The sequence below is a fragment of the Pseudomonadota bacterium genome (assembly GCA_034189865.1).
GTDB lineage: Bacteria > Pseudomonadota > Gammaproteobacteria > UBA5335 > UBA5335 > JAXHTV01.
The window spans coordinates 23,541-47,305 of record JAXHTV010000018.1 but is presented as its reverse complement, the minus strand read 5'-3'; the positions used below and the strand labels follow the sequence as shown (position 1 = coordinate 47,305).

At 56.0% G+C, this 23,765-nt stretch carries 22 protein-coding genes; 14 read left to right on the top strand and 8 right to left on the bottom strand.

Features of this window, described 5'->3' with window-relative positions; all coding sequences use genetic code 11:
• From SVU69_09735 to SVU69_09725, 3 genes are all read left to right on the top strand, one after another.
• Positions 1-292: hypothetical protein (locus tag SVU69_09735; protein ID MDY6943278.1), on the top strand; the 292-nt coding region annotated here is incomplete at its 5' end.
• A 68-nt stretch (positions 293-360) separates the two neighbouring features.
• Complete coding sequence (locus SVU69_09730) at positions 361-777, top strand: VOC family protein (protein MDY6943277.1); 417 nt, start codon at positions 361-363, stop codon at positions 775-777.
• Positions 764-1,033, top strand: coding sequence for a TfoX/Sxy family protein (locus SVU69_09725; protein ID MDY6943276.1), 270 nt, complete (start codon positions 764-766; stop codon positions 1,031-1,033). Before SVU69_09730 ends, SVU69_09725 begins: the two co-directional genes overlap by 14 nt.
• 18 nt (positions 1,034-1,051) lie before the next feature.
• On the opposite strand, the gene SVU69_09720 is transcribed toward SVU69_09725, so the two are convergent.
• Complete coding sequence (locus SVU69_09720; GenBank protein MDY6943275.1) at positions 1,052-1,645, bottom strand: TetR/AcrR family transcriptional regulator; 594 nt, start codon at positions 1,643-1,645, stop codon at positions 1,052-1,054.
• 71 nt (positions 1,646-1,716) lie between these two features.
• Here SVU69_09720 and SVU69_09715 point away from each other — a divergent pair, with 71 nt between their 5' ends.
• The 4 genes from SVU69_09715 (at position 1,717) to SVU69_09700 (ending at position 5,720) form a co-directional block, all read left to right on the top strand.
• Positions 1,717-2,592, top strand: a complete 876-nt coding sequence (locus SVU69_09715) for an NAD(P)H-binding protein (protein ID MDY6943274.1) — start codon at positions 1,717-1,719, stop codon at positions 2,590-2,592.
• Positions 2,592-3,083 (top strand): anthrone oxygenase family protein, encoded by a 492-nt coding sequence (locus SVU69_09710; GenBank protein ID MDY6943273.1) that lies wholly within the window; start codon positions 2,592-2,594, stop codon positions 3,081-3,083. Before SVU69_09715 ends, SVU69_09710 begins: the two co-directional genes overlap by 1 nt.
• A gap of 334 nt (positions 3,084-3,417) precedes the next feature.
• Positions 3,418-4,776 (top strand): hypothetical protein, encoded by a 1,359-nt coding sequence (locus SVU69_09705; GenBank protein ID MDY6943272.1) that lies wholly within the window; start codon positions 3,418-3,420, stop codon positions 4,774-4,776.
• 413 nt (positions 4,777-5,189) lie between these two features.
• Complete coding sequence (locus tag SVU69_09700; protein MDY6943271.1) at positions 5,190-5,720, top strand: hypothetical protein; 531 nt, start codon at positions 5,190-5,192, stop codon at positions 5,718-5,720.
• 85 nt (positions 5,721-5,805) lie between these two features.
• On the opposite strand, the gene SVU69_09695 is transcribed toward SVU69_09700, so the two are convergent.
• On the bottom strand, positions 5,806-8,154 hold the full coding sequence (locus SVU69_09695; GenBank protein ID MDY6943270.1) for a methyl-accepting chemotaxis protein: 2,349 nt from the start codon (positions 8,152-8,154) through the stop codon (positions 5,806-5,808).
• A gap of 361 nt (positions 8,155-8,515) precedes the next feature.
• Between SVU69_09695 and SVU69_09690 the strand changes: the two genes are divergently transcribed.
• Positions 8,516-9,496, top strand: coding sequence for a bile acid:sodium symporter family protein (locus SVU69_09690; GenBank protein ID MDY6943269.1), 981 nt, complete (start codon positions 8,516-8,518; stop codon positions 9,494-9,496).
• A gap of 90 nt (positions 9,497-9,586) precedes the next feature.
• On the opposite strand, the gene SVU69_09685 is transcribed toward SVU69_09690, so the two are convergent.
• The 4 genes from SVU69_09685 to SVU69_09670 all read right to left on the bottom strand — a co-directional run bounded on the left by SVU69_09685 (position 9,587) and on the right by SVU69_09670 (position 12,028).
• On the bottom strand, positions 9,587-9,889 hold the full coding sequence (locus SVU69_09685; protein ID MDY6943268.1) for a hypothetical protein: 303 nt from the start codon (positions 9,887-9,889) through the stop codon (positions 9,587-9,589).
• Between the two features lie 76 nt (positions 9,890-9,965).
• Positions 9,966-10,652, bottom strand: coding sequence for a YafY family protein (locus SVU69_09680; GenBank protein ID MDY6943267.1), 687 nt, complete (start codon positions 10,650-10,652; stop codon positions 9,966-9,968).
• A gap of 121 nt (positions 10,653-10,773) precedes the next feature.
• On the bottom strand, positions 10,774-11,607 hold the full coding sequence (locus SVU69_09675; protein MDY6943266.1) for an RNA polymerase sigma factor: 834 nt from the start codon (positions 11,605-11,607) through the stop codon (positions 10,774-10,776).
• A gap of 19 nt (positions 11,608-11,626) precedes the next feature.
• Positions 11,627-12,028: an SRPBCC family protein gene (locus SVU69_09670; GenBank protein MDY6943265.1), complete on the bottom strand. Its 402-nt coding sequence runs from the start codon at positions 12,026-12,028 to the stop codon at positions 11,627-11,629.
• Positions 12,029-12,318: 290 nt separating this feature from the next.
• Between SVU69_09670 and SVU69_09665 the strand changes: the two genes are divergently transcribed.
• Complete coding sequence (locus tag SVU69_09665) at positions 12,319-13,755, top strand: aldehyde dehydrogenase family protein (protein MDY6943264.1); 1,437 nt, start codon at positions 12,319-12,321, stop codon at positions 13,753-13,755.
• 35 nt (positions 13,756-13,790) lie between these two features.
• On the opposite strand, the gene SVU69_09660 is transcribed toward SVU69_09665, so the two are convergent.
• Positions 13,791-14,618, bottom strand: a complete 828-nt coding sequence (locus SVU69_09660) for a polyphosphate kinase 2 family protein (protein MDY6943263.1) — start codon at positions 14,616-14,618, stop codon at positions 13,791-13,793.
• Between the two features lie 322 nt (positions 14,619-14,940).
• On the opposite strand from SVU69_09660, the gene SVU69_09655 reads away from it, so the two are divergent.
• Complete coding sequence (locus tag SVU69_09655; GenBank protein ID MDY6943262.1) at positions 14,941-15,759, top strand: hypothetical protein; 819 nt, start codon at positions 14,941-14,943, stop codon at positions 15,757-15,759.
• Positions 15,760-16,521: 762 nt separating this feature from the next.
• Positions 16,522-17,100 carry an RNA ligase partner protein gene (locus tag SVU69_09650; GenBank protein MDY6943261.1) on the top strand — a complete coding sequence of 193 codons (579 nt, stop codon included), beginning with the start codon at positions 16,522-16,524 and terminating at the stop codon, positions 17,098-17,100.
• A gap of 71 nt (positions 17,101-17,171) precedes the next feature.
• Here SVU69_09650 and SVU69_09645 read toward each other — a convergent pair whose 3' ends face one another.
• Positions 17,172-18,275 carry an RNA ligase gene (locus SVU69_09645; protein MDY6943260.1) on the bottom strand — a complete coding sequence of 368 codons (1,104 nt, stop codon included), beginning with the start codon at positions 18,273-18,275 and terminating at the stop codon, positions 17,172-17,174.
• 1,099 nt (positions 18,276-19,374) lie between these two features.
• Here SVU69_09645 and SVU69_09640 point away from each other — a divergent pair.
• The 3 genes from SVU69_09640 to SVU69_09630 all read left to right on the top strand — a co-directional run bounded on the left by SVU69_09640 (position 19,375) and on the right by SVU69_09630 (position 23,654).
• Positions 19,375-19,824 (top strand): DUF488 domain-containing protein, encoded by a 450-nt coding sequence (locus tag SVU69_09640; GenBank protein ID MDY6943259.1) that lies wholly within the window; start codon positions 19,375-19,377, stop codon positions 19,822-19,824.
• Positions 19,825-20,007: 183 nt separating this feature from the next.
• The gene (locus SVU69_09635) at positions 20,008-22,161 is read left to right on the top strand and encodes a TonB-dependent receptor (GenBank protein ID MDY6943258.1); all 2,154 of its coding nucleotides are present in this window, start codon (positions 20,008-20,010) and stop codon (positions 22,159-22,161) included.
• Entirely contained in the window at positions 22,158-23,654 is a 1,497-nt protein-coding gene (locus SVU69_09630; GenBank protein MDY6943257.1) for a PepSY domain-containing protein, read from the top strand. The genes SVU69_09635 and SVU69_09630 overlap by 4 nt, the downstream gene beginning before the upstream one ends.
• Positions 23,655-23,765 lie beyond the last annotated feature (111 nt).

Below are 23,765 nucleotides of genomic sequence, written 5' to 3'. Positions count from 1 at the left end.
CGCCTCGCTGCCTGTGCTGGAACATTGGGAGGCAAAACTACACGTACTACAATGCCTGCGGTACGTGCCCGTCAATGAACCGGAGAAAAATCAAGTCGAGGCGTTTCTCCGAGCCCGTCTGACGGATCCTAACAAGCTCGTACGGGCTTGGGCTTACAACGGCTTCTATGAATTGAGCCGCCAGTACCCGGAATACCGTCAGGAGACCGGGCAATTATTCGAGATGGCGTTAAGGGACGAAGCGGCATCGGTTAAAGCGCGGATTCGAAACATCATGAAAATGGGTATGTGATATAACGTTTTGTATCACCAAGACCGCTCTGCGGTGCGTCGCTTTTTCAACACATGGAGCTGACCGAGATGATCGAAGCGAAAAGTTCGTTCCCCGTCTTTACGGTAAAAGATCTTAAAGCAGCCGAATCTTTTTACACCCAGTATTTTGGTTTCAATGTGGCTTTCTCGGGCGAATGGTACCTGCACTTGGTATCTGACGGCGGCGTTCAACTCGGCTTTCTGCTACCCGAACAACCCACTCAGCCGCCTTTCTTTCAGCAGGCATACAACGGCAAAGGGGTGATTTTTAGCCTGGAGGTCGATGACGCGGACAGCGCCTACCGGGAAGCCACATCGAACTCGCTCGACATCGTGCTTGAATTGCGCTCAGAAGACTGGGGGCAACGGCATTTTTGCATTGAAGACCCCAACGGCGTCCATTTGGACATCGTACAGGCCATCGAGCCGACCGAAGCGTACCAAAGCGACTATGACACCGAATAGAAAACTGACGGATCTTAAGAACATCGGGAGCAAGATCGCCAGCCGCTTGAACGAGGTCGGTATCTTCTCGGAAGCGGACCTGCGCTTTCACGGTCCCGCCGCAACCCATCGAATGATCAAAGAAAAGCACCCGGACGAGACGTTGGCCGTGTGTTATTACCTCTATGCATTCGAAGGCGCGCTTCAAGACAAGCACTGGAACGACATTGGCCAGGCCCGAAAGGCGGCGCTCAAGACACAACTGCTGAATCCTTAAACTCCGGCCAGCAGGATCTCACTTGCCCTGATCGATAAAGTTTCGCCGGGCCAGGATGGTCATCCGATCCACGTACTGCCGGGTCGACCAACCGCATTGCCGGGTGAGGTTTTCCCAATTGGGTACCAACAGCAAGGTCCACAGGGCATCCGTGGCGCTTTGAACCGTCCACTCCCCGGCCAACTGACCATCCCCGTCCAATGCCTCGATGGCGGCTTGACAGCCCGCCCTCATCGCCTGCATCCGTTCGTTCCAGGCGGTTGCCGCGGCGTCATCGGTGTCCTGCGCCAGCATGAGCGCTTTAGCGACGCCATAGATTTCCGGAATGTAATGCCCCCAAAAATCGATATAGCGCGCCAAGCGTTCGTTCCCCGACCGGGCGGCGCGTGAGGGCGCCAGCCGCCGATCCAATTCCAACGCCTTATCCAAATATCGGGTCGCCGCCACCAATAATTCCGCGCGCGAAGCAAAGTGCAGGTAAACCGCTTGGCGTGAGATGTCCGCCGCCTTGGCGATATCGCCCATGCGCACACCACGCCCCCCGCGCGCCTCAAGAATCCGGATAGTCGCATCCAGAATGCGTTTGCGTGTTTCGACGGCCTCGCTTGACATGGTGTCAACGTTACCGCAAGCTTGACACTGTGTCAATTGACACAGTGTCAAGCCACTAGCAGGAGATCACCATGAAAAATCACGACCACACCCACGTTTCCAATGGACTCACCCTTGTTCTCGGCGCAACCGGTAAGACGGGACGACGCATTGTGGACCGGTTGAAAAGCCGCGGAATCCCAACGCGTGTGGCATCCCGGTCCGCCCGACCTGCCTTTGATTGGGACAATCCACACGGTTGGGATGCCGTATTGGAGGGTGTCACTGCCGCTTATGTGAGTTATGCACCCGACCTCGCCATACCCGGCGCCACCGATTCAATCAGTGTGTTCGTCAAAAAGGCCGTGGAACGAGGCGTCAAGCGCTTGGTGCTCTTATCCGGCCGCGGCGAGGAAGAAGCCCAACGTTGTGAGCGGATTGTTCAGAACTCGGGCGTAGAATGGACGGTGGTCCGCGCCAGCTGGTTCGATCAGAACTTTTCCGAGGGCGAATTTCTCGACATGGTACTGACGGGCGAAGTCACGCTACCGGCAGGTGACATCCCGGAACCATTCATCGACGCGGATGACATCGCCGATGTGGCCGTGGCGGCATTGACGGAAAGTGGCCACGCGGGCGAGATCTACGAGGTCACCGGACCACGGCTGCTGACCTTCAAGCAGGCCGTGGCGGAGATCGCCCTGGCCACCGATCGCGAAATCCAATACGTCCACATCCCGCACGAAGCTTTTTCCGCCGCCATCGAGGCCTCCGGTGCACCGGACAACATCGCATGGTTGTTGGACTACCTCTTTTCCACCGTGCTCGATGGCCGCAATGCCTACCTGAGCGACGGCGTGCAGCGGGCGCTGGGCCGGGCGCCGACTGATTTCACTGCTTACGTGCGCCGGACTCTGGCCACCGGCGTTTGGCACGCTGCGCCAAGAAAACAATCGGTGGTGGCGTGATGGATCTCGCCACCACGATGATCGCCACCGCGGCGCTGATGGGCTCTGCTTTGATCGGCGGGGTGTTCTTCGCATTCTCAAGCTTCGTGATGAAAGCTCTCGCCCGGGTACCGGCGCCACAGGGCATCGCCGCGATGCAGTCGATCAACGTGGTGGTCATCAACCGCTCGTTTCTCGGCACGTTTATGGGAACCGCCGCTTTGTCATTCGGCTTGGTCGTCACCACACTGGTATTCGGAAACGGGGCGTCGACAGCGTGGTTCGTCGCGGGAGCGTTTGCCTACATCCTGGGCACATTTTTGGTCACGCTGTGGGCCAATGTACCTCTGAACAATCGGCTGGCCGCCGCGTCACCTACCCACGCCGAAAGTCATCCGTTCTGGCGCCACTACGTGACCCGATGGACCTTGTGGAACCACGTTCGCACACTGGCCGCCATCACTGCAGCGCTGTTATTCGCCATAGGTCTGGCCCAGCCCGCCATCCATTGACCGGAGACAAGACTAAAAAGCTCGATCAGATCTGGCAATCCCGTCTCGCACTCCGCTGGTTGCCCAGCGGAGTGCGTTGTTTTTCAACGACTCGAATCGAAAGCCGTCCGCGCTAAGTTCCCGATAGAGACGTTTAGCCGAACAGAAAAAGTCGTTGTCAGTGCAGTTTTTGAAGACGATAGCACGGCACTCCGGGATACCTAATACGTTTGGAAATACGCAAACGAAATACCGCGATCTAACAGGATTAGAACCATCAGTCGATAAGTTTGACTGTAGCCATTTTTGTAGTGACCGACTATCTTTCGGGTTGTTAGAAATGACGGGCGAAATAATGAAACGACCAGATTACTTGATCTCTGGTGAATTGGCGCGGCTCATTCCTGTAGTCACAAAACCGGAACTACGAAACACTTGCGTAACTTGCGCGATGTTATCAGCCGTACAGGAGTTCGCCGAGGTACTACTTTCACCTCTAGGAGCACCCACCGGAAAGCGCGCCAAAATCCAAGCTTGGTTAGAGCCGATTTTCAAGGGCGAAAAGAGTAACTCGAACGATCGTCCAGATGCTCTCATCATCGTCGATAACGGTCGGCGAGTCTGGCGAGCACTCGTCGAAGTGAAAACGAAGAAAGTCGATCTCCATTCAGATCAGATCGAGCGTTATCTGGACATCGCGAAAGCTCATGGCATCGACGCGGTGGTGACGATATCCAATCAATTTGTCGCGACCCCCTCTCAATCGCCTTGCGAAATTAACAAACAAAAGCTGAAAAAGGTTTCTCTCTATCACTGGTCGTGGTCTCACCTCGAAACTGAAGCGAAAATCCAACTGTCGAAAAGCGTCGTTTCCGATCCCGATCAAGCCTATATGCTTGAAGAATATGTTCGGTATTTGGAACACGATTCCTCAGGGGTCACCGAATTCGAGCAGATGCGTAAAGAATGGGTAGAGGCGTGTAAGCTCTATTTCGCAAAGTCCAAGCTGGACAAGAGGTCGTCCATCGGAGCGGCCGTTGTCAGCGATTGGGATGAGTTAATGCGGTGCACCGCGTTGCTCATGAGCAGAGCGCTCGAAACCAACGTCACCACCGTCTTAAGCGCAAAGGAACGCAAGGACCCGAGAGCTCGCCTAGAAGCCATGCAACACTCGTTCATCAGCACTGGTGAGCTCCTAAGTCGTCTTGATGTACCTGACGCAGCCTCACCCATCTCCGTCGAAGCCGACCTGACGCGCCGCTCAGTCACGGTATCAATGTCATTAGATGCGCCAAGGGACAAAAAGCGCGCTTCAGCCACTGTCACGTGGCTTTTACGCCAGTTAGCGAAAACGGAAAACGGTACGGTACTGATTGTTGCAAAGTGGCCAGGTCGAACCGCGGATTCGTGCGCCGACCTAAGCACGATCAGGAATGACGTAGACGTGTTACTAGCCAACCGAAAGGGTTTGTTGCCGCGGGGATTTGAGATCAAAACGGTGTCTGATCTGGGTGGAAAATTCACCCAGCGACGTAATTTCGTTCCTGAACTCGTCGCATGCGTAACCAAATTCTATGAAACCATCGGGCAAAACTTGGTACCCTGGCAAGCACCGCCACCAAAGTCCAAGAAAACAACCGAAACCGTTGATTTCGGAGCTGAGATACAACCTGATTTGGAGCCAGGGGCGTTGTTTGAAAGCGAGCGCTCCTGAATGATAGAGCCCCGATTGTCATCGGTTTCATGCACGCCTGTGCCATTTCCAGAATGACCGTGTAAAACTGACCACTTAATTCTGAACGATAGGTCTTCAATGGATGGTATGCCCCAACATCTCGAACCTGTAGCTTGACCGAGAGGACGAACTAGCGCTCGAAGAGATTCGACGGTTGCAACAAGCGGGCAACACATTGCAGATCGCTCTATCATCCGGAGTCCTTGCCACTATTTTCCTTGGCAGTCATGCCCCGGAAGCGGTTTACAACATCTATTCGACAGACTGGGTTCTTTTTGCCACGGCAATAACAGCGGTTCCCGAACTCGTCCGATACAGAATCAGACAAATCGCCAAATTTCAACAGCTGAGGCCTGGCCTAACCGATCAGCAAAGGCAGTTCTGGAAAGCGATTGACTATGGATGCGGGGACTAAGCGACAAATGCCGAGAAGTTTTCTAGCACTGGTTTTCTGCGTCCTTCTATCCGCCGATTGTTTGGCCGAGCCAATAGCCAACGATCAGCAATATGTGGGGATGAAGATTGGGCACTACATGGATGCTTTCGAAAAGTGCAACCGGATTGCGAACGAGCGAGAGCTACCAGATGAAGAAACACAGATCGCCTTGCGCAGGTACCCATACCCCCAAGTCGAAATCTTCCTCATGGCGCGGAGTATCGACCTTAGAGAACAATGTGAACAGCCCGCTCTGGGAGATTTGGCCTATACCATTCTGATTCTCGAGGATGCTGAAATCTCGGCGTTGACCCGCGAATCGATTGAGGCATCTAAAGAACTGATCTTCAATAAAAACAACTGGGCATTTAAGAAAAAGTATCGCGAACTACCTGCCGATATTCGCAGCACACTGGAAGGCCTGCCGTATTTTCAACGCCCATTTGACGATGTCGAGATCAGAAAGCTCCTGGAATCGCCCAAATAACCGGCTTTGAGTTTTCTCGGTATTGATGGCGCGATATCCGATATGCAAGCGGGATCGCCGTTCAGCGCAAAGTAATGACGACGGACTAGCTGGCTGATCGGTTTTGGATTTTGAACTGGCCGACCAACTGCTGCAGTTCCGAGCCTAAGCGGGCCAACTCGTTGGCCGCCTCAGTGGTCTGCTCGGCGCCAGCCGCCGTTTGCTCCGAAATCTGATTGATCGTAGCGACATTGCGGTTGATCTCTTCCGACACCGCCGACTGTTGTTCGGCCGCACTGGCGATATGCGTGTTCATCTCTTTGATCGTGGCCACCGCACCGGCAATCGCATTTAGAACCTGTGCGGCCGTACCGGCCTGTTCCGCACTGACTTGGGCCTGTACACAGCTCTGCTCCATCACATTAACCGCCCCTTGGGCCCCGGACTGCAGCTTGATTATCATCTCCTCGATCTCTCGAGTTGATTGTTGGGTCCGCGATGCCAGGGTGCGCACTTCGTCGGCGACCACGGCAAAGCCTCGCCCCTGCTCGCCTGCACGCGCGGCTTCGATTGCGGCGTTTAAAGCCAGGAGATTGGTCTGCTCGGCAATGCCCTTGATCACGTCCAGAATGGCGCCGATGCTTTCGCTGTCTTGTTCTACCGATTTGATGACGCTTGCCGCATTCTCGATCTGACTCGCGAGTTGGGCGATCGCCTCCGAGGCATTCCCGACGACATCCTTCCCATTGTCCGCATCATGATCGGCGTTTTGAGCTGCATCGGCGGCGCTGCTGGTGTTTCTGGCCACTTCCCGCACGGTAGCGGTCATCTCATTGATGGCGGTCGCCACCAAATCGGTTTCGCTGCGCTGCGATTCCACATTGCGGGCGCTGTCTTTGGCAACAAACGATACTTCCTCGGCAGCCGTTGCCAATTGCGTGGTTGAACTGGTCACTCGCCGAATGAGTGACTCGAATTTGTCCAACATGGCGTTAAGCGCGTCAGCCATGACGCCAATCTCGTCTTTCGAGGCCACATCAGTGCGTACAGTCAGGTCGTTATCCGCTTCAATCCGTCCCATCGCGCGGCTCAAACGGATAATCGGCCGAGTGATAGACAACGCGAAAAACAACCCAATCGCTATCGAGACCGCAGCGATGATCCCGGTCAGCACCACGGCAGTCGTTAAAATCTTGCGAGAGAGAACGCGTTTGGCGGCAAACGCTTCTTCTTCGTCGATCTCGCTCATCAACGCCCAATTGAACCCGGAAATATCAAGGGGTGTATACGCCGATAACACCTTGACATTGCGATAATTCGGGAAAATCGCAAAGCCTTTTTCGCCCGCGATGGCAGCCTCGGTACCGCGTGTCCTGATCGACTGCAAACCGATATCGCTGCCCTTGGCGCTCATTTCCGCGAGGATTTCTGACGGGACACCCACTTGTCGCATGAGCGCGATGTACCCTGCCTGATCTTCCACCAAAAAGCGGCTGACACTGCGGGCTTTAAAATCCGACCCAACCAGATAGGTCTCACCCGAGGCCCCCAACCCGACCTCACTCCATTTGTTCTGGTGGGTCATGATTTGGTTGATCTTACCGATGGGCATTTGGAAGATGAGAATTCCAACTTTTTCGCTGCCATCGAAAATGGGGGAGGCGATGAACGACGCCGCTGCTTCATACGAGGGCGTATAGGCCTTGAAATCGATGAGCGCCACGCCGTCGGCCCGATCCATCCGATTGGCGGCACGAAATGCTTCGCCGATGCCGCTTGCGGCATAGGGCCCATCGATCAGCGACGTACTGTAATCCAGCTCTTTGTAGACCGAATACACAATGTCGCCCGTATCCGGGTCGGCGAGGAAGATATCGTAGTATCCGAACCTTTCCATGTAGTCGCGAATGTGGGGATGGTATTGGGCGTGCAGCCAGCTATATTCCGAGCGATCGCCGGCATCGTTCAGTTCATGTTTGCTGCCGAGCGGATGGGCATTGGCGGCGACATAGTGGTGCTGTAGAAACACCGATTCGGTATCCAATCGCCGAATAAGGGCGGCGGCATCGATGGGCTTACCGGCATTCTGTCTTTGATACTCGCGGCCGAAGCCGTCCTGATAGTATGCCGCCACCCTGGCACGCATTTCGTCGATCGGTTGGTCGGCTACGCTGTCGCTGGTGATGTTTTGAAAGGCCACTTTGAATTCCCGCATGGCCTGAATGATCATTCGGTCGTTGGAAAAAGTCAGCACTTGGTTGCGGATAGTGGCGAAGTAATCTTCAATCTCCGATTTTTTGGCGTCGCGAATGGAAAATAGTTGTTTCTTAGCCGCCTCCTCCAAGGCGTCGCTCGCCGTGCTGGTGGTCACCGACCAAAGAAGAATCACAGCGGTGATCAAAGGAGCAATTGCTAAGACAATCGAAACAGTGATCAATTTGGTCTTGAGTTTCATGCGTCCGGCCTCGAGACAGACTCAATTTTTTCTAGCCAGCTTTTTATATCGGCTGAAGAGTGGAGAACCTCTGGTTTGAATCCATCATTCCCCGGGACGCGTCGAATTTCGTCAACTTTTACTCGACATTGACACGCGGGTATCACCGGTCAGAGCCATCGTCCGGTTGGGGAATCGAGAATCTCAAAAGCCGCTACCGCGCGCATGGGGAACCGACTCCGAATTCACCGCGACGAGCAAGTGCAACGACTCCGGCTCCGTTTTCGGGCATCGAAAATGACAAGATGAAGACTGTTGACTGGGGTTCGTCTTGCTAAGATGCCCCCCGGACATCGCATCGAGAGAGAGTTTTATGCGTTGGATGAGCCTATTCACCAATGCGTTTCCGCTGTGGGTTTTAACGGCCAGCGGCTTAGCGCTCATCAAACCCGAACTGTTCACCTGGTTCAGTGGGTTTTATATCACCGCTGGGCTTGGAGTCATTATGCTGGGCATGGGCCTTACTCTCCGGCTCGAGGATTTCAAAAACATCGCGCGCTTTCCCGGGTGGGTGCTTTTAGGCATCCTCTTGCAATTCGGCCTGATGCCGACGTTTGGCTGGGGATTGGGCTACGTGTTCGATCTACCGTCTTTCCTGGCGGCGGGGTTGATTTTGGTCGCGTGCTGCCCTGGGGGCACAGCCTCTAACGTAATTTGTTTTCTCGCCCGAGCCAATGTGGCGCTATCGGTCACGATGACGGCGCTCTCCACCCTTGCGGCCGTGGTTCTAACGCCGACATTAACTTCGATATTGGTGGGGGCTCGCGTCGACATCAGCGCCTGGGGCTTGTTTGTAAACACCGTGCAGGTGGTGTTGCTGCCGGTCACCCTCGGGGTGATTCTCAACCGATATGCATCGCGCGTAACCGACCGTGTTCAGCCCATCGCCCCGGCCATCGCGGTGGTCGCTATCGTTTTGATCGTTGCCAGCATCATCGGCTCCGGGCGGGAGATGATATTGACCTCGGGCGCGAGCTTGGTGGCAGCCGTGCTGAGCCTGCACGTGCTAGGGTTTGGCGTTGCTTACGTGTTGGCGGCGGCGTTGACCAAAAACACCCAGGCGACGCGAACGATCTCGGTGGAAGTCGGCATGCAAAACTCCGGCTTGGGTGCCGTACTGGCAAAGAACAATCTCACTGACCCGGCGGCCGCGATACCCAGCGCGATCTCAAGCGTGTTTCACTGTCTCATCGGTAGTTTGTTAGCCGGGCTGTGGCGAGCTCGCGAGACAAACGCTACCGAAGATAGCGCGGTCCGGTCCGAGGCTCCCACTCCAGCGGCACGGGATTTGGGCACAGGCTAGTGAAGCAACGCACCGCCCGGCCCGTCCCGGATAGCGACTGACGCCTTGGTCAGTCGGGCTCCAAAAAGAGATCTTCCGACCGCATGATCGTCAGCTTCTCTGCGGCACAAAATGGCCCATGAACGTGATTTCTTCGATGGCCGTCATGTAGGGAAGAAATCTGGGATCGCCGTTTTCAAACGCCTCGGCTGCAGCCAGTGCGTTTTCATGGGCATCCCACTTGACGATATCAGCATACGAATCCGAATCGATGGGACTGTATCCACAAAACTCGATCACTCCGGGAAAGCCTTTCAGGGCCTCGCGTAAGTCTTCCCGAAGACGCGGCATATCCGGGGCGTATTCCGGCTTAACCTTGAAAATGGCAACTTCTAATACGTGGGTGTTTTCCATATCAGCGCTCCTATGTAATGACTGAGGAGCGCCAGTTTCCACCCGGTCTACTGACAACGACTTGTCAGTAAGAAGTTCACGCCACCCTATCGCCAGCTTGATGCGCCATGTAGGCCACGAGATTGATCGCGTGCTTCGGCGGAAGCGGGGTTGAAACCGATTCGATGGCGTTAATGAGATCGACACGAAAGTCTCTATAAGCTCCGCGTAAGAAACACCATGCGCCCAGCGTCCATTTCCCACCCCAGTAGAATAAACCCAACGGGAATATGTCGCGTTGTGATGACACGCCGCGAAGGCTGACATAGTCAATACGAACAGCGTGTTCCGCTCGAATGGCCTCACGCAATTGATCCCAACGGGACATTTGCCCACTGGACAACGGCTCCGCCAGAGAGCGAATTGCTTGGTCGTCCAACGACGGGATCTTACGGGGTATCACGGCGTCGATTTTCGAAAGCAGCGATCTTGCGGCGGAGTGGAATGCGTCGCCGGTCGATCGCGAGAGCATGCTGACGGCGACGCTCAGTGCATCGCGCTCATCCGCAGTCAACGTTAGAGGCGGCAGCTCAAAGTCTTCTTGCATTGAATATCCAACCCCTGGCTCCCCATAGATCGGTATCCCGCTCACTGAAAGATCGTCGATATAGCGATAAATCGTTCGAATCGAAACACCGAGCCGTTCCGCGAGCGCGGTAGCCGTAACGGGTTGATGAGCCCGAATGATGTTCACGACCTGGAAAAGACGATCCGCCTTTCGCATCTTGTACTGTCCTCTTGATCGATTACGTTCATCCGAACACCGCCGCGGCTAATAGAAACAAACACCACTCGGGTCACGCATCAACACGTAGCGATTCCGGAACCGGCGGCCTGAAGTCTTGTCATTGCAAGCACTTCAGCGCCTGTCCGTTAAACAGCGGTTTGAGTGTTTCCAGTGGTTCTTTTGGTGCATCGAACTGCGGATTAGATCGATAAACCGCCACCGCGCGTTGCAGAGCCGAAAGCTCTGCAACGCTGGCGTTGGCCGCCTCAGCATCTTTCGAATCACCGGCAAACAGCAGTTTTTCGTGTCTAACAACACCCTGCTCCACGGCACAGTCGATACGCCGGTGACAACGGCACGCAGCTTCGGTGTTAACCAACCCGCAGTGTCCCGCCATGAAGTCGACAAGCCGGCGCTTCGCACGCGAAAGACGCTTGCGATAGGCGACATCCGATATGCCCAATACCTGGGCGCCTTCCGAGTTGGAGAGCTCCAGGATTTCGCCCAATACGAACGCCGCGCGGTGCTCACGATCCAGGCATATCAGCATCGCATGGGTACAGCCAACTCTAACCTCCTGAACCAGCAATGCATACTCAGGATCAGATTCCCGCGAAGTCGGCTCCGACAGACCTTGGGCAAGGTCGTCGGCAAACTGTTCAAACGAGGGTTGTTCGGCTTCCACCCGGCTCTTACGCTGATTGAGCAAGTGGTTGAGCGCCACTCGATATGCCCAAGTTCGAAATGCACTCCTCCCCTCGAAGCTTGCCAAGCGGGTGATGAGTTTCAGAAGTATCTCCTGAGTGGCATCAGCCGCATCATCGGGACACCACAGCATGCGCAAAGCCAAATTGTAGATGTCTTTTTGTACCGCACGAACAACCGCTTCGAGTGCGACCGCATCGCCCTGTTGCGCAAGCAGAACGTTCTCCTCCAGCAGAGGTTTCGTCATCTTGTTACCCCTGTGCTTTCTAGCCTTCGGAAAGCTGTCGGATGATCGCGCGAAGTGTTCGCAACTCTTCCCTAAGACCCCAACGCTGGGAATCGAACAGCTCATCGCTCATATCGGGATCACGATAGAACGTGAAGGTGAACTCGCATCCGGCACCATTTGGCATAACTCGCGTGTAGGCGGTGTCCTCAACGCCAGGTTCAATGAGCGAGACGATGTCGATCGTCCTGCAGACTTCGTGGCATTCATAGCGAATACCGATTTGCCCCGCGACGGTTTGAGCTCGCCAGCCGTTCCCATCATGTTCGATACTCTGACAGAAAACGTTGGCCCATTTCGGGAGGTTTCCGGGATCGGCCAAGTACGCATAGACGATTGCGGCCGGGGCTTCTAAGGTAACGGATTCGGTGTGTGCAAGCATTTCGTTTCTCCAAATGATTGTTGCGTGAAGCGAATGGCTTCAACAATTGTTTGGACAGCGTGACCATCACTTCTGTGACCGAAACCGGAGATCGCCCGCAGACAAGCTGTCCAGCGATCGGGCCACTCATGGAATGTTGCGAGTCATCACTTCAAGTTGGGACAATTGAGCGAACGAACGGCGGCCAGACCGATAACACAACTGTTTGCCTAAACCTTGTCCCCAAAATGACCGGCTAAGCGGTATCGCCTGCGCCAGCGCGCGCTCATCCCTTACACGGAGGAAAACCCGTGCTCCAGGATTGCTACCCCTACTATTTGAGCAACCGCGCCGAATACGCCAATGCCGATTTGGTGGTAACCGACAAATACACGGGCGAGGTGGCCACCCGAGTCGCCCTGGCCGATGAGGCCGCTATCGACCGCGCCATCGCCGCCACCGTCCGTGCCAGCAAATCAATGCGTGAGATGCCGATCTACGAGCGCCAGGCCATCCTGCGCCACTGTGCCGGCCGGTTCGAACAAAAGCGCGAAATCCTGGCCATGGCAGTTTGTATCGAGGCGGGCAAACCGATCAAAGACAGTCGGGTCGAGGTGGACCGATTGATCGACACCTTCGAGTTGGCCGCACAGGAGTTGGTACGTCCGGCCGGTGAACTCCTTAACCTGGAGATATCACCCCGCGCCCGTGGCTATCACGGCGTGTACAAGCGGGTACCGATCGGGCCTTGCTCGTTTATTTCCCCCTTCAATTTTCCTCTCAACCTAGCGGCCCACAAGGTGGCGCCGGCCATCGCCACCGGTTGCCCTTTCGTTCTAAAACCGGCCAGTCGGACCCCGGTCAGCGCCCTGCTCATGGCAGAAATTTTGGCGGAAACAGATCTGCCGGACGGCAGCTTCTCGATTTTGCCCAGTTCCCGAGCCGCGGCCGAACAACTCACCACCGATGAGCGTTTAAAGCTCTTGAGTTTTACCGGTTCCTCAGACGTGGGATGGGAACTCAAAAATAAAGCGGGGCGAAAGAAAGTATCGCTGGAGTTGGGTGGCAACGCCGCTTGTGTGGTAGATGAAGATGCCGATCTCGACGATGCGGTCGATCGCATCACCACCGGCGCCTTTTATCAGTCCGGTCAAAGTTGCATCAGCGTGCAAAGAGTTCTGATCCACGAAAACCTTTACGACGAGTTTCGAGCCCGCTTCGTCGAGGCCGCCCAGGCTCTAACCATGGGTGATCCGAAGGCGGAGGAGACCTTTATCGGACCCCTGATTTCCGAAGACGAAGCGATTCGGTTGGAATCTTGGATCGGCGCGGCGCTGGAGCACGGCGCGCGCCTGTTGTGCGGCGGCTATCGTCAGGGCGTGATGTTCCCGGCAACGGTGATGGAAGAGGTGCCGCCGGATCTGCCGCTGGCGGCCGAGGAAGCCTTCGGGCCCGTGGCCATCCTTTCGAAGTTCGCCGATTTCGAACAAGCGTTGGACGAAGTCAATGCCAGCCCGTTCGGTCTTCAGGCTGGCGTATTCACCCGTGACCTTTACAAAGCCCAGCGGGCCTGGGACCGTTTGGAAGTGGGGGGCGTCATCATCGGTGACATCCCCTCCTGGCGGGTGGAGAATATGCCCTACGGCGGGGTTAAGGCCAGCGGGTTCGGACGCGAGGGACTGCGATTCGCCATGGAAGAAATGACCGAATTAAGGCTTCTGGTCGTCCGGGATGCCGGACAAGCCTAGTCGCCTGTCTGGATTCCCGCCAAGCGCGGCGCGCGTTATTCCAGAACAATCTCATCCAGCCCGGGCGGCGGCGGCGGAAAACGCATGCGCAAGGCGTTGAGCGTGTCGACCAGTATGCCGGCCACCGCCACGTCCCGATACCACTTGTGGTTTGCCGGAATAACGTACCACGGTGCCCATGGGGTGCTGGTCCGGGAAATCGCTTCCTCATAAGCCCGAACATATTCGGGCCAGAAAGACCGCTCGTTGATATCGCTGATATCGAACTTCCAATGTTTGGTGGGATCCTCTAAGCGTCGCTGCAATCGCCGTTTCTGTTCTTCGTGACTGATATGTAAGAAAAACTTGAGGATGGTGGTGCCTTCGTCCGTCAACATCCGCTCGAAGTCGTTGATGTGGTCGTAACGCTTCCTCCACTGTCTCTTCGGGACCAATCGGCGAACCCGTGCCACCAGAACGTCCTCATAGTGGCTGCGATTGAAAATCACCAACTCACCATTGCTCGGTACCCGGCGGTGAACACGCCAAAGATAGTCTCGCGTTATTTCGTCTTTGTTAGGTGCTCTGAAGCTGGCAACGCGCACGCCCAGCGGATCGACAACCCGGAAAACACGGCGAATGGTGCTGTCCTTACCGCTGGTATCCATCCCTTGCAGGATCACCAGTACGCGATGCTTTTGTTGCGCATACAACAGATTCTGCAGCTCACCCAGTCGTTCCGTCAGGGTATCTCGGAGTTCCAGCCCCTGGTCTTTGCCATCTGGGACACCGTAGAGATTGTCCGGATCCCGTGCCGAGAGGCGCAGTTTTTTGTCGGGGGGCACTTGGTAGTGTTCTCGGAGTTGCTTTCGCAGACTGCTCATAGCGCTCGTGTTCCTGAATCAGTTCGGTCTCGGTGTGTTGAGCAATACCAACACGCTTGTCCGGGGTTATCGGCACCAACTTGTAACCGTACAACCCACCGACCGAGCTGACAAACACTCTAACGGCAAGATTAGAGGATTATCGATTGCGCCGGCCCGCGCCGCAGAGCCTCGCGCACCGCTCGCAAAGAACCGCTTCACGTTACGTCTAGCCCTCGATTCGCGCTGCCGACGTCGGCTTGACCTGATAGGTTGCCCTGACTATTAATTACAGTTCGCTTTCGCAAGGATGCGAGCGTTAAAACAATGCCTTGGAGAGACAATGGCACGGGTTCATTTATGGGAATGGGAAGACCTGCCGTGGGTACCGAAGGTCTTCCGCGACTTCATTACCGATAACCTACATTTCTTGTTTACCGCCTTCGGCTTGTTCAACCCCGTCGCGGGAATGATCAACGACTGCTTGCAGCGTCTTCGGGCCGACCAGATTGTGGATCTGTGTTCCGGTGGTGGCGGCCCACTGCCGGCGCTGATGGATGAGTTACGAAACGACTTCGACGCCACACCGCAAGTGCTCCTGACAGACCTCTATCCCAACGAACTGGCTTTTAGCCGCCTTGCCCAGAAAACTAGCGGACAGGTCCGTGGGCGAATAGAACCCACGAGCGCTTTCGACGCACCGGCTGACCTCGGTGCGTTTCGGACCATTTTCACGGGGCTGCATCACTTTCGGCCGGAGGGGGCGCGAAAGATTCTTGAGGACGCTGCGCAAAAAGGCGTGGGTATCGGCGCATTCGAAGCCCAAGAACGGCGTCTGACGACGATCCTACTCGTGCCGTTTGCCGTGTTTTTCAGCAGCTTGCTGTTCACGCCGTTTGCCGGGCGGATGACCCTCTCGCGTTTTCTGTTCACCTACCTGATACCACTGTGTCCGCTGGTGTACGCCTGGGATGGCTTTGTCTCCTGCTTACGGACCTATTCCGTCCGCGAACTGGCTGACCTGGTCAGGGATATCGACAGCCCCCACTACCATTGGGACATCGGTCAAATTAGAGCCCGTGGTCCATTCGGCTTTCCGTATCGGATCACCTATCTCATCGGTATGCCGGAAAATCACGCCACATCTTCCGGGCCGGCATAGTCCGCGACCGTCCAACTATTCATTGACTCAACGATCAACGGGCTTTCGCACGGATCGAGACGTGACTACTGACGCCGGGCGGCACTAATCGCCATTTTTGGTCACCCACGCCGTCACAATGTGACGATAAACGTCACATTTTTGGGATACCAAAAGCGGAGAGAAACCCCAACATATCAAAAGAAATCAACAATATAGAACTAAATATCCTTCAGTGGCACAATTCCTGCTCTGTTTAGGACAAGACGGCCAAAACGACTCCTGTTTGGCCGATCAAACGAAACCCGACTCAACGATTTTGAAGTGGATTTTTCTATGTTGTTTCTTTGCCCGATCATTCGGTTTACCCAATCCGCCATGGCTCGGGCAATTCTGATTGGATCAATCCCCTGTGCGATCCAAGCCCTTGGTCAACCGCTCGGCTTCTCCCTGACTACCCAGACCATAGCCAGTTCACGACCGCGTGTCCGTACGTCGCCCGCCCTGGCGACGTACGCCCCCCCCCTTTTCGCCCGAGCGGCGCGACACCGCTCGGCCATTCCGGTGAATCGCAATTTGACCGGTTAGTTTCTTGCTCGGCAAACCCATCTCCGCGTGAAGCGGGGTGTTCGGCCCTTCAGCCTTCTCCCACCAGAGAAGGCTTTTTTTATCCGCTCAGAAAACCGCCCCGGCGGGGAACGACATGCTATACACTAGTTGCGCCGCCCACGTGCGACCCAAGGTCAGCACGGCGCTTCATCGCTATCCAAGGAACACCTGAGCATGGACTGCTACGTCGTCGATACCAGTGTATTCACCAACCCCGAAATTTTCAGACAGTTCGGCGAAGATGCGATCGAGGCACTCAGCGATTTCATTGAACTGGCCAAGAACGCGCAAGGCCGATTCTACATGCCGAGTAGCACCTACCAGGAACTGGGCAAAATGCGCGAGATGAGTAACGTAGCCGCAAGTTTCCAGACCTGGGTCAGTGTCCGCTCGCCCCGCAAACACCAGCTCCAGGTCCCCAGCCAAATGCTCTACGAGTTCGTCGAGGAAGTCCGAATGCGAATCGATCAGGGCCTGCGAATCGCCGAAGAACATACCAAGCTGGCGGGCGAGGGCACACCGGAGAACGTGGGACAACTCGTGCACCGGCTCCGGCAGCGCTACCGGGAAGCGCTTCGACAGGGATTATTGGATTCGACGGAAGATCTGGATGCCGTATTGCTCGCGTTGGAGTTGGACGCAACCTTGGTCTCCGCCGATTATGGTATGCGTATATGGGCCGATAAGTTCGGCGTCAAGTTAGTGGATCCGGCCAATCTGCGTTCGATAATGGAGAATCTCTCGGGGGTATAGCCACAACCGAGCAAGTTGCCGGCTTTTCGCGTGCGCGGGCGAACTCACAGGCGCAAAAACACCCGCCGCTCTCAGTCATATACCGCGCCGCCACCCAGAACGTGGCCCAGCAGACCCGTCATTCCCGGATAGACGCGATCAAACACAAGCAACCAGTAGCCATCCGCTTGTTGGGTGAGCGATTCCACCTGAGTACGCTGCTGCTTACCTTGGGTGTGATAGAAGTGTTCGATCAACTGTTCCGCCGCGGCCCGGCTGCGAAAACGGCAGCGGAAGCGGTGGAAAACTTGGTGTACCTCTCGATACTGAGCAACGGCTTCGTTCAAGCCATCCAGAAACGCAGATCCCAGCGCTTGTGGAATATCGCTGCTAGCCTGCAGGCCTTGTTCCTCCAGAAAAGTGACCATTCGCAGAATGCGCCCGGTGAAGTATTCCGCCGGAAGCTCCAACATACCGCCGGCGGTGCATCGAATATCGGCAATACTCGACTGGGCAGTGACGTACTTCGCCCGACGATTCCGCCCACCGTCCTCTTTAAACACGGCGCCCTCGCGTCCCGACTCGTCCAACTGGACCATAATCGATCGAATCCGGTCGATATCCGCTACCGAGAAATACCCCAAAGCGGGAACGGCATTGAGCTGATGCGCCGCCATCAGTCGATCCTTCTCCTGCGGATCAACAAACCCCGGCCGATTGAGGCGCATGAAATCGAACACGTAAAGGCCCACGTCCTCTGGGATGAATGGCGGTGAACCCTCGAGATATGGCGTTCCGGGACCAGCAATCTCGGCACAGACCACCATCTCCGGATGGGCGTCGAAAAACGACAGATCGAACAGGTCCGCGAGCCGGTCAGTGGAGAACGGACAAACGAACCCACCGCGAGTGAGCGCCAAGACGCGGTCGTGATGGCGGAAAATCCGAACGTTATAGCCGTCAATTTTTTCTTCCATCCAAAAACGCTCACCCACTTGTTCGGACAAGCCGCGCTCGAGATTCAAAATTCGGCCGATGGATGGATAGCCGGGCACCGTCAACTCGCCATTATCAAAATGGGCGCTACCGCGAACGAAACCCTCTGAATCGTCCAAGGCACGCTGATAGGTCATGTCGTCGTATCGCTCGGCACTGAGCCTGACGTTGGACTTAGCCCCTTGGTTGTCAGAATTCACGTGAAACTCCAATGATCGTTCGCGCACCCCGTGTGCGGATTCAATCCAGTGGCCGGGCGCGAATCAAGCCACTGTTTCAATCGTCTCCACCCGAACCGACACGTCAAGGCTGACGCAACACGTCACAATTGGCCGGCAGTTTTTGACCAAACGCGTCACTTTCGCGGCTGTCAGCAACGGATGATAGTCCGTCCGCCTACGCGTACACTCCACGTAAGCCAAGGCTTACATTGCATTAAGGCGCTGGCTTACATTTCTGGCACGCTATCTGCATCTAACCATACCGAAAGGCAACGGATCTAAGACAACAATAAATTCACATCGAATCAAGCAGATCCTGCAGCCGCCTAAACAAGCAATCAATTAAAATGCATGGCAAAAAAGCGGGAGGAGAACCTATAAGAACTAAACCATCCGACAGAACGGTCTCTTGGGGTCACAAGTCGGTCGTTCATTGATCCGGATACTCGTCGCACCCATCCTTCTTCCGAGTCACTAAAAAAGATGGGTATCCGGAACTTGGGCATGAAACAGTCATCTCCGTGGCAAATACGCCGATCGCCCAATCGGTCACAACAATAAGAAGTGGCTACCAGCAAGCCATATCGATTGTAGGGCCTTCTCAGAAGGCCCTATGTTTTATGGTGAACCGCTTCTGTCCCGCGCGCCCAACCCCATTGTTTCCGCAACCCATCGCACCGGCGATTGTAACGCTCCGTTTCCAGCGGTCCACGTGCTATCCCCGCCGCAGCGACGGTCCATTTAGGACGAAACGGTTTGCCCGACCAGGGTATATGCGACTGACCAATAAGCTGATCGATCCAATTGGGCACTGGTTCCCACCCATTGAGGATTTTCAACCGAGGACAGCGTCTTGATCACCCAATAACTCATTTCCGTACTCCCTTCTGGTTGTATCCATCCGCTCCTTGCGAAACCGCAGCTCACTGCTGGCAACGGCATCGGCCTATACGATTGCCAACAAACGTTCCCGGAGAACCTGAAACAGACCGAATGGAAGATAACCAAGCCGCTTTGCCGCACCGATCATTGAACCCCTCAATCGTCCGAGCACTGTTATAAACTCACGAAAACAAACGTGCCGACACAGGCACTCCGACGGCCACCGGAGAGCGCGCCCTTGGAGTACTCGACCGTCCAGACCGAAAACTCGCCATGCTTGCGAATCAAACGGGTCTACGACACACCTTCTGATGAGGACGGAACGCGGATCCTCGTGGATCGACTGTGGCCACGAGGTATGAAACGTGACGCCGGGGTCGTCGACCTCTGGCTCAAAGACGTAGCCCCGACGCCCTCACTACGACGCTGGTTCTCACACGATCCATCTCGTTGGAGCGAGTTCGTCCGGCGGTATTTCGCCGAACTCGACCAACGCCGCCAAACCCTGGCCCCACTGCTCGAGTTGGCAACTCAAGACTGTATTACCCTGCTCTATGCCGCCAAAGATGCGCGCCGAAACAACGCGGTGGCGTTGGCTCGTTACCTGGTGCGGTGCAATGCCGTCACACCCGACGGGGCAACCTGAGCAACGCCATCACGTCGCCCGTCGCGGCGCCCCCAATCGCATTAATCGCTCGCCAAAACCCTTCATCCCAGGTAAACGCTGCGACAACATGTCGCATTCCCGGCCTCAAAATGCCATGGCTATACTGCCGGGCTTTGTGCGTTGCCGGATGGCAAAATTTGTCGCGAATCCAAGGAGAAGAACATGATAAACGCGCGCGGCCCACTCGGCATGGCGGTGGGGCTGGTTGTGTTCATGGGCGGTATCCAGGCCGAGGAGAACAAAACAGACAAGCTCGGCACGGTGGTGGTTACCGCGACGCGTGAGGAAGCGTCCTTGGCGGACACCGACGCCAGTATCGGTGTGGTACAAGGCGAGGACATCGAGGAGATCAACCCGACCCACCCGGCGGATGCATTCAACCGAATTCCCGGCGTCAACATCGTGCAACTCGGCAGCACGGGACAAGGGGTCGCGGCCGCTATTCGTCAACCCATCTCCTATGATCCGGTCTATCTCTATCTGGAAAACGGTATTCCCATCCGATCGCCTGCCTTTTTCAATCACAATTCGCTTTACGAGGTGAATGTCTCAGGCGCGGACGGACTCGAAGTCCTTCGGGGCCCGGGTTCAGCGCTCTATGGCAGTGATGCAATCGGTGGCGTGATCAATGTCCTTTCCGGTCAACCACAACAGACCGATGACTTGGCAATCGGCCTGGAAGCTGGCGAGTACGGCTGGCGTAGAGCCCGAATACGGGGTGCGAAGCGCGTGGGCGAACAGGGCTTCAGCGGCAACCTGGATGTGATCGACAGCGACGGGTGGCGCGAGAATACGGCATTCGACCGACAATCGTTCACCGGCGCCTGGAATACCCGCGCCGGAGCCGCAACCGTGAACACCGTGCTAACCGCCACCCAGTTGGATATGGATACCGGGGGATCGGGCCTTCGTTTCGAGGACTACATCGAAGATCCCGCTCAGGCCGGTAATCTCATCGGATTTCGGGACGTATCGGCCGTGCGGCTTTCATCCGCATTCGAGTGGGAGGCCGGAGCGGGTCGGATCAGCCTGACGCCGTATTTGCGCAGCAACGATCTGGAATATCTGGCCACTTGGACCTTGAACACAGGGCGTGAAGTCTTTATCCCCTGGCTTGGAACGACGGCTCTGGACTCTCAGGACGCCCACGTCAACGAAAGCGGCCACGATTCTCTCGGTTTAGCTTTTAAATACCGCCAGGATTTCGCCCAACGGGACGGGTTCTGGATTGCGGGCGTGGACCTCGACTACACCCAAGGTTACGTCATTCAGGACTATATCATCCGTACGGACAGCGACCCCGGCCCCTATTGGCTCGCTTATTCGGCCGTCGATCAGCTGTACGACTTCGACGTCGATTTCCAATCGGTTTCACCCTATTTGCACAGCGAATGGCAGCTGACCGAACGACTGCGCTTCAACGGGGGCGTGCGCTACGACTGGGTGCGCTACGACTACCAAAACAACCTACCCACCGTAGAAGCCGGAGACCTGGACGACCCAAGCACGCCATCGAACGAGGCCATCCATCGCCGGCCGGCCGACACGACGTTGCGCCTGGATCATTTCAGCCCCAAGCTCGGACTGGTGTATCAGTTTTCGGATAACCTCAACGGTTTCGCCAGCTATCGACACGCCTTTCGCATTCCAACCGTCGGTCAGTTATTCCGCTCCGGTAGCAACGACAATTCCACCGACCTCGAGCCGGTCAAAGCCGACAGTGTCGAGCTGGGGTTACGTGGACAGTCGTTCGATCGTTTGGCCTGGGAGGTCGCGACATATTACCTGCTAAAGCGTGATGACATTATCAACATCACCGATGAAACGGGCGCAAGACGAAACGTCAACGCTGGTGAAACGGAACACTATGGCGTGGAACTCGGCGCAGACCTGGCCATCACCGACACGCTCTTGCTCGGTCTGGCTTACACCCGCTCGGAACACAAGTTCAAAGAATGGACCGTCTCTTCAACGGTCGACTATTCCGGCAACACGCAACCGGACGCGCCGGAGGACTTCGGCAGCTTACGCCTGAGCTATCGGCCCGATTTTCTCAACGGTGGCCGACTCGAAGTGGAATGGGCGCACACCGGCGAATGGTATCTGGATGAAGCCAACACGGGCACTTACGAAGGCCACGATCTGCTGAATCTCCGGGCCAATTATTATCTGATCAACACCGGCCTGGAATTGTACGCCCAGCTCCTAAACGCAACCGACGAGCTCTACGCTGATACCACATCGAAATGGGGGCCAACCTACACACCCGGCCGACCAAGGACCCTGTTCGTTGGCATGAAGTATGACTTCCTATGAGCGGTGTGGAACCTCCGACTAACGCGATTGAGGCGCGAGAACCGCTCAGTGCCAAGCTCCACCGCTGGCATCAGAAGGTGGGGATCTTTGTCTGCTTGGCGGTTATCGCGTGGGGACTGAGCGGTCTGGCACATCCCATCATCAGTCGCCTCAACCCGAAACCAGCGGCATTTGTCCCGCCTTCGGAGACAGTTCGCTTATCGGATGTTACGGCGCCTGGTGCGGCTCTCTCCGCATTGGACATCAAGACTTTTCGGTCTCTCCAATTGCTGGGTTTCGAGCACAAACCCTACTATCGGGTCGAAACCGACGAGGGCGTGCTATGGCTCGATGCGGCCACCGGCCGAGTTCGAGAGAACGGTGAGCACGCTTTTGCCGTGAAGTTGGCCAGATATTATTTGGGCGACGAACTCAGCAGCGTCGGCGAAACCCGTCTGATCACGGCGTTCGATTCGGACTACCTATATATCGATCGCTTACTGCCCGTTTACCGCGTGGATTTTCAGCGGCCCGACGGGATGCGCGCCTACGTAGAAACCGCCAGCGGTCGCTTGGCAACCTTAACGGATGATCGCAAGGCGCTGACCGGACGACTATTCCGACTTCTGCATTCTTGGGGCCCGGTGGCCGGCGAACACTGGAGCTTTTTGCTAATGGCGATACTGCTGCTGGGCAGCGCCTTCACCGCGAGCGCCGGAATGCTGGTTTACGGCGTACTCTGGCGCCGAAACCATTTGTCGGACAACAAACCTGTCAGCGTGCGCTGGCATCGCTCCCTCGGTGCACTAATCTCTGTGGCTGCCCTTGGCTTCGCGCTCAGCGGATTGTTTCATCTGACTGCAAAACATCTCGGGGCGACGGAGGTGGAATTGCCCTCCCCCGAGCGCTTTCACGTTTCCGAAATCACGGCGGATTGGTCGATGCTCGGTCAACATCTGGACCGTGACACAATCACCAAAGCCCAACTGATCCGGATGGACGGCAAGGCGTATTGGCAAGTTCAGAACCGGCCGACCCAAGCCGCCGGCGGCCATGGCCATCACGGTGCCGGTACAAGCCCGCCACCGCAGGCGGATCAATATCTGGACGCCAGCACTGCTGCGTTGCGAGCCGACGCAGCCGTCACACACGCCCTCGAACTGGCCGCTCGCTACGCGGGCATCTCCGCGAATGATCCGTCCCAGACCCGATTGGTCAGCGCTTTCGGTGGTGACTACGGCTTTATTTTCAAACGCCTACCGGTGTATTCGGTCAGTTTTACAGACCTCCCGGGGCATGACTGGTACGTCGAAACCCGAAGCGGTGCCTTGGCAGCACATGTCGGTCCCTTGGCACGAATGGAAGGATGGGTTTTCGGCTACATCCACAAATGGCATTTCCTTGATGGATTTGGAAAAGACCTACGCGATATCCTGATGGCCTCCGCCGCTGTATTGTTAGTGCTTGTCGCCACGATGGGCGCGTGGCACTTTATCCGGCTGCGATTACCCTAGGCCGATCCATGTCATCTGCAATACCTTTTCCGATCGAAAATCCGCCGAAACCAAAATTTTCCTTAAGCGAAAAGGACTTACCGGAACCCGTTGAGATTCCGAGCGCCGTCA